A 13,295-nucleotide genomic window follows, 5' to 3' on the forward strand; every position below is an offset into this window, starting at 1 on the left:
TCGATGAGCAAACAGCATGAAATTCCCCGGCAGACGTAAACTCAAGCACTACTTTCCCGTATCTCAACCTAAGCCCATCTTACCATCCATTGATGTGCAACCGGATAAAGATACCTACATTGTTGGGTTAGACGAAACCATTGTTGATGTCGTGGCTAATGTATCCGATGAATTTCTATCGCAGTTTAGCATCCATAAAGGGTTATCCAATCTAGTGGATACAGATACGGCATCGGCCATCTATCATGAACTGGCCGCTCAAGGCTGCATTTCGGATCACTTTGCTGGCGGCACCATCGGCAATACCATACACAATTACTCTGTCCTTGCCGATGATAAATCTGTGTTGCTCGGCGTGATGTCCGCCAATATCACGCTGGGCTCTCCTGCTTATCACTATATTTGTCACACCAGCAGCAAGGTGGACATGAACCATTTACAAGGCGTGTCTGGCGATATAGGCCGAGGCATCACCTTAATTACACCAGATGGTGAACGCACCTTTGCCATTGCGCCAGGCGATATGGATGAGCTCAATACAGAACACATTCCAGAACACATCATTGCTGGCAGTGCCGCATTGGTTACCTGCGCCTACCCATTACGCCATCAAGGAAAACCCATCAAACAAGCTATGTTGACCGCATTAGAATATGCACATCAACATCAAGTACCAACGGTTCTTACCCTTGGCACCAAGCATCTAGTAGAAGAAAATAAAGACGAATTACTGGATTTAATTAAGCGTCATGTCAATGTTCTCGCCATGAATGAGCTCGAAGCCGAAGCGCTAACTGGCTTATCTGATCCCCTACAAGCGGCTGATCAAATTCTCGAATACGTTGATATTGTGTTATTAACAGCCGGCCCTGATGGTATGTATCTATGCGGTTACACTGACGATACGGTAAAACGCGAAACCACAAACCCAATTAAGTCTGGTCGACTTGCGGATTTCAATCGCTGGGAATTCAGTCGTCCTATGCTGCGTTCCGCTTGTCAAAACCCCATCAAAGTCTTTTCTCATATCGACCCTTACATGGGTGGGCCTGAAAAAATCCGCAATACCAACGGCGCGGGTGACGGCGCTTTATCGGCTTTACTGCACGATATCTCAGCCAACCACTTTCATAAAGACAGCTTACCGAACTCCAGTAAACACGCGGCACCTTTTCTGGCCTATTCTTCGTTCGCCCAGATTTGTAAATATTCGAACCGAGTGAGTTATGAAATTCTGGTGCAAAATGCACCGCGCCTCTCTCGTGGTTTGCCTGAGCGTGAAGACAGCTTAGAAGAAGCGTACTGGGAGAGATAAACCTATCTAAACGCAAAAAAGCCATGCAGACTCTCATCTGCATGGCTTTTATCGTTAACCCGCTTTCGCGATTAACTCATTGCTTCAATGCCAAGCGCATCATTACGCTCAAACATGCGATCCAATTCCAGCAAGATAACCAGCTCTTCCTCTTTTTGGTAAACCCCTTGAATAAACATCAAGGCTTCATCATTACCAACGCTAGGACTCTGTTCAATCTCACCTTGATATAGATAAAAGACTTCTTGCACAGCATCAACCAGTAGACCAATCTGCTCTCCATCATGCTCAACAATAATGATACGAGTATCATCCGTAATGGTGCATTCTGGCAGACTGAAGCGAACACGTGTGTCCACGACTGTGACAACATTACCACGCAAGTTAACGATACCAAGCACATAAGAAGGCGCACCCGGAACAGGAGCAATTTCGCTGTAACGCAAAACTTCCTTAATCTGCATGACGTTAATGCCGTATGTTTCGTCAATCAGTTTAAAAGTAAGGTACTGAAGCAGTTCACCTTTCTTGCTTTCAGTAAGACCTTTACCCGTTTCGTTAATAGGTGCTAATTCCGACATGGCTCATATCCATATTCAATTTAATAAAGAAATACTCTAGAACTCATCATATGCCCTAGCATAGCCAAGTTATGATGAGTGTTCGAGCTAATTTAAGTAACAATTAGTTGTCTTGTTGTATACCAACGATAACCCAGTTACCGCTTGCAGAAGACAGATTTTTCTCTAAATGCCAAATTTCATTTGTTTCAGAGGTTTCATCACCCTCTTTAATCCATCCTGAGAATTGCAACGAAATCGATGCAGTGGATCCAGAAATTTCACCGCGCACTAACTCCACCATCAAAGAAACGACTTCTGTCACTGGCTTATTATCACCATATTTCGCACGCTCAGTCACTAACATGTTGTACATTTCGGGACTGACATAATCCAAGATGGTATCAAAATTATTATCATCCCAAGCTTTTTGGAGCAACACATAATGGTTCTTCGCTTCTGCGACAAACGCTTGCTCATCAAAGCCTGGTGGCAACTGCATTTCAGGCATGCCGCCAAAACCGGACAAACCAGGCATAGCATTTGGTTGAGTAGGTTGAGACGCACCTGACATATCACGGTACATACCGCCGGCTTGCGCCGCTTGACGTTTTGGTGCAATAAAGAACTTATAAATCAAGAAACCGATCAAGGCAAATAACAAGATATCACCGAACGAAATACCATCAAAAGCACCGCTACCTAACAAAGCAGCAAACAAACCACCTGCCAGTAGACCGCCTAACAAACCGCCACCTAGACCACCTAAAAGACCTTTGCTTTTAGTCGAGCTATTCGTGCTATTCGTCGCTTTAGAGGTCGAATTAGTCGCACTTTTTTGTTTGGAGATAGAGAAGCTTTTACCAAAGCTCTTACTGCCACCAAATTTTTTAGCCTGCACTTCGGCGCTGTAACCGCCAGCGCCGATTGCTAAAATAAACGCCATAAACATGGCAAATGCCGTTGTTTTCACTGTTTTTCTCCGCTTAATTAAAATTCACTAGACCGACTGCGTCGCGCAATTTAACAATACTTTCTCTTGCACGGGTACGAGCTTTCTTCGCTCCAGCCTGTAATATGTCTTCAACAAACGCTGGATTGGCCATTAGTTCGTGATATTTTTCACGAGCTTCACCTAATTGACCATTCACAAGCGCAAATAGTTCCTTCTTGGCTTCTCCCCAAGCAATACCATCAGCAAACTTTTGGCGCATCTCAGTCGTTTGTTCTGGCGTCGAAAACGCTTGGTAAATATCAAATACCGTTGAATCATTTGGATCTTTCGGCTCACCCGGTTCCAACAAATTGGTTTTAATCTTGTTAATACCTTTTTGCAGTTTCTTCTCTGTTTCAAACAATGGGATCGTGTTGTTGTAACTCTTACTCATCTTACGACCATCAAGGCCTTTTAGGATCGATCCTTCTTCACCAACCACCGCTTCTGGTAAGACAAAATGTTCACCAAATAGATGGTTAAAGCGACCAGCAATGTCACGGGCCATTTCAATGTGTTGAATTTGATCTCGTCCAACCGGCACTTTGTGAGCATTAAAGGCAAGAATGTCTGCTGCCATTAGCACAGGGTAACAAAACAGCCCCATTGTAATGCCGAAGTCTGGGTCTTGTTCGTTGGCTAGGTTTTCGTCTACCGCGCCTTTGTAAGCGTGTGCGCGGTTCATCAAACCTTTTGCGGTAACACAAGTCAGTAACCAATTCAGTTCCGTAATTTCTGGAATATCGGATTGACGATAGAAAGTTGCTTTATCCGTGTCCAATCCACAAGCCAGCCAGGTCGCTGCGATTTCCAAACGAGACTGCTTCACACGCTCTGGATCTTGGCATTTGATCAAAGCATGGTAGTCCGCAAGAAAAAAATAAGATTCCGTATTTTCTTGACGGCTTGCTTCGATCGCTGGACGAATCGCGCCCACATAGTTGCCTAAATGAGGCGTGCCTGTGGTCGTTACACCGGTTAAAACAATTTCTTTTGCCATTATTGTTTACTCTTTTCCTACTTTACAAAGTGTCAAAATGTGCGCTTACCTTATCACAAAACCTTGCTTTAGCATTGCCTGCAATAGAATATTTAATTCAATGTTTTTATACACTTTTTTGCTTTACTTATTGATGGCATCAAAAGCTGTAAAATCAAGTCATGGGCTTATTCCCTTACGAGCCTTTGCCCCATAGCGCTTCAAGCAATCCCGAATGACGTTTAATACGAGATTCTGCTGCTAAACGAATTAACGAACGACTGCCCCACAAGGTAAACCGTCGCTTCGCCCTCGTAATGCCGGTATAAACCAGCTCTTTTGTCAAAACAGGCGATGGCGTCATGGGCAACACCAAGGCAACCTCGGAGAATTCAGAGCCTTGAGATTTATGAACCGTCATGGCAAACACCACTTCATACTCATTTAATCGACTCGGTAACAAGCCAACAAACTCGCCATCTGGTTGCATAAACCAAACCCTGAGTCGTCGCTCTTGATCGGCCAAACATATGCCAATGTCACCATTAAACAAGCCTAACGCAGCATCATTACGAGTCAGAATAATGGCTTTCCCCGGATACCAAAGGTGAGGATCACGCAGCAAACCGCGTTGATAAAAATGTTGCTCCAAATGCGCATTTAAACGCTCAACCCCAAACTCGCCTTGTCGTACCGCTGTCAGAATTTGGTATTGAGAAAATGCCTGATAAACCGTTTTTACGTCACCGCCATCACGAACCGCTCGCCAATACTCATCATAGCCTTTTGCTAAACGCCCTATGTCAGGTTTGGTTTGATAATCATCAGGTTCATGCCATTTCACGTCTTGATAACCTTGATCAAGACACGCCATGACTTGATTTGCATCCCCCACGTTCATGGCTTTCGCTAAATGGCCTATACCACTGTCGGCATCAAAACGATAACTTTTACGCAATAAGGTTAATACTCGACTGATCGGTGGCGCTACCACATTGGCAAAGCGGGTCACCTCCTCTCCCGTACAAGCATACAAATGGTCCGCCCAATTCGGTTGAAAATAGGCCTGCTCAATGCCAAAAGACAAATCCCCCAGCACACTACCGGCTTCAACTGAGGCTAACTGGTCTTTATCACCCAACAAAATCAAACGAGCATGACTGGGTAAAGCATCGATCAGCTTCGCCATCATCGGCAAATCGACCATGGACACTTCGTCAACCAACAACACATCCAGATGCAATGGATTATCATGATGATGCTTAAAGCGGCTGCGGCCAAAATCACTCCCTAACAAGCGATGTAACGTACTCGCCTGCTCTGGAATGGCCTGTTTAATGTCGTCACTGAGCGGCAAAGATGCCTTGGCTCCGGCGATCGATTCGGTCAAGCGAGCTGCCGCTTTCCCTGTAGGAGCCGCCAGTTCAATGCGCAGTCTCTGACCTTGACGCTGAGACTCCGCCACCAGCAGGGCTAATAATTTGGTCACTGTGGTGGTTTTGCCGGTTCCAGGGCCACCGCTAATCACCGAGAAAGGCAAGCTTGCCGCATTGGCGACCGCCACTTTCTGCCAATCAAGTTCGTTACTATCAGCAGGAAACAAGGTGCTAATCAAAGCATGGTCGAAGGACAAAGTGGGCGCAGAAATTTGACGGTTTATGTAACCTAATACCGACTGTTCATATTGAAAGTAACGATAAAGGTACAAGCGCGTTCCCGCTAATACCATCGGCTTTTCTGTTATGGCTTGAGCCTGACTAACAAGGTCTGATTGCCATAACTGCTGACACCATTGCTCAACAGAATGCACACCTGACGTCATCAAGACTTGCTGCAACTCATTAGCACGAATGCCTTCGGGTGGCTGTGACCAGACATCAGCCAAATCCAAACAAATATGCCCAGCTCCCAGTGCCGCACTGGATAATGCCCCAGCCATTAAGACAGCCGCATGAGATTCGCCGGCATGACTCGCCAATTGCTCAATCCACTGCACGTCAATGGCTTTTAATACACCTCGGTTACGCCAATCCGTTAAGAAGTGCACCTCTTCAGCGAGAAGATCCGCATCGGCATTTAACCAATCTAATTGCTTAGAAGAGTCCATATTGTATTGCCTCTTGAGAAGTCGATTGGCCACCGTCGTCACTCTCACCCGTCGGTTTGCCTTGGAACAAGTCATCCATGGCATTGACATGTGCCAGAGTCAAACGCGTACGGAACACCCCCGTCTCTTTATCTGGTGACATACCGCGCAAAAAGCCATAAACCACGCCGCCAATATGTTGTTCATAATCATAGTTGGGCAGACGTTGCCTTAACAGTCGGTGCAGAGCTAAAGTGTAAAGTTGATATTGCAAATCATAGCGATGATCCAGCATCGCATGATTTAATGCCTCTTCGCCGTAGTCATTAAAGTCTTCGCCCAAATAGTTGGACTTATAATCCAACACGTAATACCGCCCCTGCCACTCAAACAATAGGTCAATAAAGCCCTTCAACATGCCTTTTAACGGACGATCTTGAATCCTCGGTGCTTGCTTAGACAAAGGGTCATGGGTTCTGGCAAGCGCATCTAATTGCAATGCATTCATATGCCTGACCGGCAAGAAAAACTCCATCTCCTTTCGACAAGCCGACACAGGCAATGTGACCAAGGTCGCTCCCGCCACCAATTCCGTTTGCAAGATGTCGGGCAACCACTCAGTTAACACCGTCTGCCAATCCTGAAAGCCATTACGTTGATAATAAGCCGCCATGTTAGTTTGCTGATTCGTTCGGATCAGATCCGCAAAGCTAGGTTGATCAATCGTCTCAAGTAGCGCTTTCCCTTCAAGCAGATCATGCAAAAACGTACCTGGCGCCGCCCCTCTTGGAAAAGTAAAGCGGTTCGCTTGCGGTTCTGCTGCTGGCTCGGCAAGCGCCTCAGGTAATGGCGCAGACATGGCATCTATTACTTCAACCGTCACAAGCTCATCTAGACCAGGTAAGCTTTCATCTCGAATCTCTTTGTCTTCCACTACCAATGACGAATAACTGCCAATCCACCAATCTCGCTCCACTCTGCCAGTAAACTCACGTGCGTTCGCGGAGTCTAATGGCGTTTGTTGCATTTCAAATCGAGGTAAATCCAAAGGCTCTGATGATAAATCGACAAGCTTCATTTGTTCAGCAGAATGAGCCTCACACAATCGCATCAGACTTGGGTATAAATCCCCAGCGGCAAAGGCTTCACCTTCTGACAATAACGCACCGACACCGCTTAAATGCACCTCTAACGACGCCTCTCGACTCTTAGTCGCTTTTTTACCCACCTCCATGCAGCCAATAAAACACGCCTCTTTAGAGCGAGTTAATGCCACATAGGCCAAGCGAATCTCCGCGGCATACAATTCTTCTTTATGTTGTTCGGTTTGCGTCTCATCAGGGTCAATAGCAATCCACAATTGCTGCTGTGCATCATGATAAAGGGCTGACTTTTCCCTATCCTGATAAGGTGTCAGAGCAAAAGGCAAATACACAATGGGGTATTCCAGCCCTTTACTCTTGTGAATGGTCACAATACGCACCAACTCAGCATCCGTTTCTAAACGAATTTTTTGCTCATCACTGTTGCCATTTGGCGACTGAATAGACAAACGCAGATAGCGCAAGACGCCTTCTTTCGAATCTAGTTCCAATGACTTTTCTTGAAGTTTTTCAGTAAGATGCAAGAAATCCGTGAGTCGTCTTTCGCCGTCTACATGTCGCAGCATATTGGGAGCTAGGTTCACGTCCTGCATAAAAACGCGCAGCATGGGCAATAAGCCCTGCTGCTCCCACAAGGTTAAATACCCTTGGAAAGCCTGTACCCACTTTTCGTACACCACATCATCATGATTCAGAGTGTCTAGTTCCAACAAAGACCAATCCACCAAACTGGTCGCTAACGCCGAACGCAACTTGCCTTCTTGTCCATTAGACAGAATCGCCGTTAAGACGATTAACAATTCTCTGGCCTCAACCGTTTCAAATACCGAGCCTTTGTCACTCAAATACACGCTGGCAATGCCACGTTGACGAAGCGCCTCTTTTAACGCATTGGCTTGGCTGAAATTCGTCACCAACAAAGCCACATCCTGAGGCCGCACACCTTGACCAGACACTGTCGCTTGTTGCTGCTGCCCAGCCAATAACAGCTCATGCAAATGGGCGGCACAGGCTTCGGTCATCTGCTCACGATAGTCTTTTGGTGTTACTGGCTCGTCTGACGCTTGATACAAAAATTGCAAGGCCGCTTGTGTCTCTTCGTGGCGCTGAAATTGCCCCTGAACCCCGCGATCTTGTACCGCCACAAAAGGAATGCCAGACACACGAAACGGAGAGTCTTGCGCGCTAAACAACCCATTGACTGACTGAATCATGGCAGCGGATGAACGGTAATTGGTGGCCAGCGAATAAACAGCATCGACCTGTTTTTTGGCCGCCAGATAGGTATAAATATCGGCCCCGCGAAAGGCATAAATGGCTTGTTTAGGGTCACCAATCATAATCAAACCAAGACTGGTTTGCGTGGTGCTGGCTGGCTGGTAAACCTCAGAAAAAATACGATATTGCACCGCATCCGTATCCTGAAACTCATCAATAAGCGCAATAGGATAAAGCTGACGAATCCGCTGTGCTAACTTGCCGCTATCGTCTTGCGTCAATGCCTGATCCAAGGAGGTTAGCAAGTCCGTAAAGGTCAGCGATTGCGTAGCGCGTTTCCACTCAGTCATGCGCTCTTTCACCTGTTGCCACAAGGACACTAAAAGTACCGCTTTGAGCTTACCGGCTTCAGGAAAAGCTTGTCGCAATTCGGCCACTAGCCCAAAGAAAGAATGCTGCGGTGCCTCCCCACCTTTGCTGATGCGCGTTGCGTGTTCACTAGCATCAAACTTTCCCAAGCATTTATCCAATTCAAAATGCCCAGATGTCGCCCACTGCTGCATCGCCGATATATCTTTCGCAGGGTCCTTGCGCCAGAAATTACGTTTAATGCCACTGTTTTCTAATGCATCAATGATATCTTGTGACTGTTCCAACCAAGTTTCACGAACGATTTGTATTTGCTGTTGAGCCCTTTGTAAAGCCGCTTCCCAATCATAATCTGGCGCCGACACCTTAGCGTCGGGCTGATTATTCAACAGGTATAAATCACGCAGCAAAGCGTCTGGTGTTGCCCAAATGGGCTTTACCAATGCTGCTTTACCGTCGCTCATCGGATAAAACACCCGCCGCCAAACATCCTTCACCGCCATCGCAAGCGGAGCCTGCTCGTCCGTTTCAATGGTTTGCTGAAACAACATGCGACTTTCAAAGGCATTTTGACTGAGCATACGCTGACAAAAACCATGAATGGTAAACACCGCCGCTTCATCCATTTGCTTTTCAGCATAAAGCAGTTTTTCTATAGCATCCGCTTGCTGCTCTGCCGTCATGACATTAAGCCATTGAGACAGAAACACATCGTCACTCTGTTGCAACATTAAGGCTTTACGCGCCCCCCGAATACGAGCTCGAATTCGCGCTTTTAATTCCGCGGTGGCCGCTTCGGTAAAGGTCACCACCAGAATTTGATCGACCGTTAATGGGCGCTCTAAATCCCCTGACTGCCCCGTTGGCACCAATAAACGCAAATACAAGTTGGCAATGGTATAGGTTTTTCCTGTTCCAGCACTGGCTTCAATAAGACGTTTGCCAAACAGAGGAAACGACATGGCATCAAGCGTTTCCGGAATACTTTGTAGGTGATCAATGTCGCTCATTCTGCTTGCTCCAGATGTCGATGCATCGGCAACCAGACCTGCTCACAAAGGCTCACAAAATGAGCTTTGTGTGCCGTTAGATCCGGGAAATAACGTTGCCAATAAGCATCCTCTACTTCACTTGAAGTAAATGCGCTACTGCTTTCTTGATAGGTTTTTAAAGCCTGCTCCCATGCTGCATCCTGGTCTTCTGCGGTTTTACTGGCACAATAGCTTTTGCACCAAGCATCCGCACTTTTTGCCGGAAGTGGCAAAGGCTGAGACAAACCGGATTGCAACAAGGTTGTCAGCTCAAGCAGATGCGCTTGAGCCTCATTAGGCGGCAATATCGCAAACTCATGCTCAAGCAACTTGCCGGTTTTCAACAGATTAATCAGATGATGTTGCCTAGCGGTGCCTTGTGCACACAAGGCCAAATGCTCAATCCAAAAACGCATTTTTTGATTGGCGGATACGTCCCCCATACGGTAGGACAAACGTGTGGTGGCCGTCGGCATGTCTAACCAAGTTTGTAAGGTCAAAGCGCCCAAAGGCAAATTCACTTCTAACGGCGGTAACGTTGCCAAATCGTAACCTTGTAGAACTTGATATAGCTGACGACATTGTTGCTGACTTTGCGCCAAGGATAAACGGCCAAACGCACCGTATGGCATCACGCCAGTCAGTACTAAACGTTGCAAAAAGGTCTGTTCTTCACCATTCAACATGGCGCCTAATAAAGCCTCTTTTAGCTGATAGCCTGTTAAACCATCAAGGGTAAAAGGTTCGTCTTCCAGCTCTTGCTCTTCTTTTAAAGATAAGTAAGCTTTCAGTCGGCGCTGGGTAAAATAACGCGTCGGATGACTCATAAAACGTACGATTTCATCGAGTGCTAAGGTGGCGGCCCCTTGTTCAAACGTGGCTAAAGGGGAGACGTCTCGCTCAACGTCTTGTTTTTTCGTCATCAAGGCGGGTAGCCAATGCTGATTAAAACTGTAAAAAGCGGTCGGACTCTTGCTCGTTTGATAATACAGTCGGTTGAACGGCTGCAATGGGTGCTCTGTCACCACTTTCTGTAAGAAAGCCTGTTGCGCCTTATCAGGTGCAAGGTCTTGATCCTCATCGAAGACACAACTCTGACCTAAGTACTCCAGCAATTCGCTCAACAAGATAGATGGATTTTTCTCACTGTTGTCCTGAATACTGCGGCCAACATAGCTTAAATAAAATACCTCTCGGGCCGACATTAAGGCTTCTAGGAAGAGGTATTTATCGTCTTCACGGCGGCTACGATCACCGCTGCGATAATGGCCGACCATCAAATCAAAACCCATCGGCGCCACGCTGCGAGGATAATCCCCTTCGTTTAATCCCAACACACAGATCACCTTAAACGGCACAGAACGCATTGGCATCAAGGTACAAAAGTTGACTCGTCCGGCCAAAAATCGCTGACTGCCTTGTGACTCTTGTAGCCTTGGCGCGAGTAATTGTCTGATCACCAACTGATCTAAAACGTCGTCAAATTGGGCATGCTGCCACTCTGACATTAACGCATCGAGCTGATTCGACAATAACTCTCGGAAAGTATCCTGCTCTTCCAACAAGAAGAAATCGTCCGCCAAAGCATACAGTGTTTGCACCCAACCACTCGGTTGCAGTGGTTGTTGTAAGCTCTCTTGTGCTTGATGTATTAGCGCTAGAAATTCAGCAAGCTTACCCGCAACCGCGGCTTCCAACCCTTCAACATCACCATAACTCAAGGTTTCTTGCCAAATATGATCATGCCCCATGGCATAACCCAACAACATACGACGAACACCGTTTAGCCAGGTATGGGAAGCTTGTTTAGGCAGATTATGTTGTTGCGCGGTGCGTTCATCCAATCCCCAACGAATACCTACTTCCACGGACCATTGACGAATTCGATCCAGTTCATGAGCGGAAAGGTCAAAGCGAGCCATCACCACAGGCACTTCTAACACACTGATCAATTCAGACAAAGTAAAACGGCTTTCGCCCAACCCCAACAGATATAAATACGCTTCAACAATGGGGTTTTCCATACCACCCGATTGATCAATCAGTGCGAATGGAATGTGCTTACGGCCTTCGGCCTGACCAAATACAGCACGAACAAACGGGCTGTAGGTATTCACATCCGGTAACATGACAATGATGTCTTTTGGCGTCAGCTGTGGATCACGCTCAAACATATCGAGCAATTGGTCGTGAAGCACTTCCACTTCTCGTAATGGACTGTGGCACACATGCACTCGAACACTCTGATCATCGGCGGTAATTGGGTGCCGATAGCGACTGTTACTTAGATGGATATCCGTTTCTTGTTGCGCGCCATGATTTTCAAGGGTAAACACATCCTGCTGAACCCATTGCAACAGCCCTGAGTGATCAGCGGTTTGATAGTCTTCAAACACATCCAATTCATCATTGGCAATGTCTTGCAGTTGCCCTATGTAATCTCGTCCTAAGCGTCCCCAACTGGCAAGTAAAGGGTTAGCATCAAGGTGTAGCGCCTCTAACCGCAGACCTGGTTTTACATTCTGACGTTTAATTTCACGGCCAAGATAATGCTTATCTACCACATCGCCCCAGTAAAAACGACAGGGATTCTGTAGAAACAAATGCACCTCAATCCAACCAGAATCCGCCAACACTCGAAGGGACTCTAGGGTATTGGGCGGTAAGGACGACACCCCAAAAATAAAGATTCGCTCCGGTACACCACTTGGTCGCACGCCCGATGCACAGGCTTCCGTTAGCGCTTCGATTAAATTACCACGGTGATACAAAGAGGCGCCTTGTTGACTGATGTCCGAGACGAGATCACGCCATAAAATGGCTTGCCAAGGCTGTTCTGAAAAATGCTGCTGTAAAAATGAGTCCTCAACATGATTGGCTTCCCAAGCGGCAATCCAATCAGGTCGATACACCAAGTATTGATCGTAAATATCCGCAATGCTACTGCACAGTTGAAAGCGTCGAACCTGACTGTCGTCCTCACTGAGATACCAAGCTAACGCGGCAAACTCAGGCTCAGCCAACCTTGCGTCTAAAATACGCATTAACCGCCACACTAAAAACGGCTTATTAAATTCACTTTGTGACGGTATATCAGCTAAAGCTTGTTTAAAGGTGCGCCAAACAAAAGTAGAAGGCAAAGGAAACGTTAATCCAGCCGAAATGGAATGAGACTCGGCTAAGCGCATTTTTAACCACTGGGCCATCCCCGGGTTCTGCACCAGAATGTGTTCGTCATCAAATGGATTTTTCGGTGGTGAAACCGCAAGAATTTTTGCCAGCAATACTGCTAAATCTTCCAGTCTATTGCCAGTGTAAAGCCGAAACATACCAAGTCCTTATACGCCACGTTGCCCAAAACAGCTCAAGATAAGAGTATAACAACAAAATCAACTAGGTAGAGACAAAGGAAATAAGTTTGGTGGAGCTAAGCGGGATCGAACCGCTGACCTCTTGCATGCCATGCAAGCGCTCTCCCAGCTGAGCTATAGCCCCACATCACGCTATAGCGCTTTGCAGAAGGCTTCCTTCTAACAATAAGAAACCTTAAGGGAAGTGTTTTATGGTGGAGCTAAGCGGGATCGAACCGCTGACCTCTTGCATGCCATGCAAGCGCTCTCCCAGCTGAGCTATAGCCCCA

The 13,295-nt window shown here is 46.7% G+C and carries 7 protein-coding genes and 2 tRNA genes; 1 reads left to right on the plus strand and 8 read right to left on the minus strand.

All coding sequences use genetic code 11. The annotated features are described in order from the left end of the window. Nucleotides 1-16: 16 nt before the first annotated feature. On the plus strand, nucleotides 17-1,315 hold the full coding sequence (locus ACHUFM_RS11985; RefSeq protein WP_394182472.1) for an inosine/guanosine kinase: 1,299 nt from the start codon (nucleotides 17-19) through the stop codon (nucleotides 1,313-1,315). Between the two features lie 71 nt (nucleotides 1,316-1,386). Here ACHUFM_RS11985 and ACHUFM_RS11990 read toward each other — a convergent pair whose 3' ends face one another. The 8 genes from ACHUFM_RS11990 to ACHUFM_RS12025 all read right to left on the minus strand — a co-directional run bounded on the left by ACHUFM_RS11990 (nucleotide 1,387) and on the right by ACHUFM_RS12025 (nucleotide 13,294). Then, complete coding sequence (locus ACHUFM_RS11990; RefSeq protein ID WP_394182473.1) at nucleotides 1,387-1,896, minus strand: chemotaxis protein CheW; 510 nt, start codon at nucleotides 1,894-1,896, stop codon at nucleotides 1,387-1,389. A gap of 103 nt (nucleotides 1,897-1,999) precedes the next feature. After that, nucleotides 2,000-2,848 carry a Tim44 domain-containing protein gene (locus ACHUFM_RS11995; protein WP_394182474.1) on the minus strand — a complete coding sequence of 283 codons (849 nt, stop codon included), beginning with the start codon at nucleotides 2,846-2,848 and terminating at the stop codon, nucleotides 2,000-2,002. Nucleotides 2,849-2,861: 13 nt separating this feature from the next. Beyond that, the gene (locus tag ACHUFM_RS12000; RefSeq protein WP_394182475.1) at nucleotides 2,862-3,869 is read right to left on the minus strand and encodes a tryptophan--tRNA ligase; all 1,008 of its coding nucleotides are present in this window, start codon (nucleotides 3,867-3,869) and stop codon (nucleotides 2,862-2,864) included. Between the two features lie 175 nt (nucleotides 3,870-4,044). Then, nucleotides 4,045-5,955, minus strand: coding sequence for an exodeoxyribonuclease V subunit alpha (gene recD / locus ACHUFM_RS12005; protein WP_394182476.1), 1,911 nt, complete (start codon nucleotides 5,953-5,955; stop codon nucleotides 4,045-4,047). Beyond that, the gene (gene recB, locus ACHUFM_RS12010) at nucleotides 5,942-9,634 is read right to left on the minus strand and encodes an exodeoxyribonuclease V subunit beta (RefSeq protein ID WP_394182477.1); all 3,693 of its coding nucleotides are present in this window, start codon (nucleotides 9,632-9,634) and stop codon (nucleotides 5,942-5,944) included. The genes recD and recB overlap by 14 nt, the downstream gene beginning before the upstream one ends. Beyond that, complete coding sequence (gene recC / locus ACHUFM_RS12015) at nucleotides 9,631-12,984, minus strand: exodeoxyribonuclease V subunit gamma (protein WP_394182478.1); 3,354 nt, start codon at nucleotides 12,982-12,984, stop codon at nucleotides 9,631-9,633. The genes recB and recC overlap by 4 nt, the downstream gene beginning before the upstream one ends. 90 nt (nucleotides 12,985-13,074) lie before the next feature. Further along, nucleotides 13,075-13,150, minus strand: a tRNA-Ala gene (locus ACHUFM_RS12020). Nucleotides 13,151-13,218: 68 nt separating this feature from the next. Further along, nucleotides 13,219-13,294, minus strand: a tRNA-Ala gene (locus ACHUFM_RS12025). Nucleotide 13,295: the final 1 nt, after the last annotated feature.

The sequence above is a fragment of the Marinomonas posidonica genome, assembly GCF_043643765.1.
In the GTDB taxonomy this organism is placed as follows: Bacteria; Pseudomonadota; Gammaproteobacteria; order Pseudomonadales; family Marinomonadaceae; genus Marinomonas; species Marinomonas posidonica_A.

Coding starts and splice junctions, on each gene's coding strand:
- ACHUFM_RS11985 (WP_394182472.1), top strand. CDS start 17: ATGAAATTCCCCGGCAGACGTAAACTCAAGCACTACTTTCCCGTATCT.
- ACHUFM_RS11990 (WP_394182473.1), bottom strand. CDS start 1,896: ATGTCGGAATTAGCACCTATTAACGAAACGGGTAAAGGTCTTACTGAA.
- ACHUFM_RS12000 (WP_394182475.1), bottom strand. CDS start 3,869: ATGGCAAAAGAAATTGTTTTAACCGGTGTAACGACCACAGGCACGCCT.
- recD (WP_394182476.1), bottom strand. CDS start 5,955: ATGGACTCTTCTAAGCAATTAGATTGGTTAAATGCCGATGCGGATCTT.
- recB (WP_394182477.1), bottom strand. CDS start 9,634: ATGAGCGACATTGATCACCTACAAAGTATTCCGGAAACGCTTGATGCC.
- recC (WP_394182478.1), bottom strand. CDS start 12,984: ATGTTTCGGCTTTACACTGGCAATAGACTGGAAGATTTAGCAGTATTG.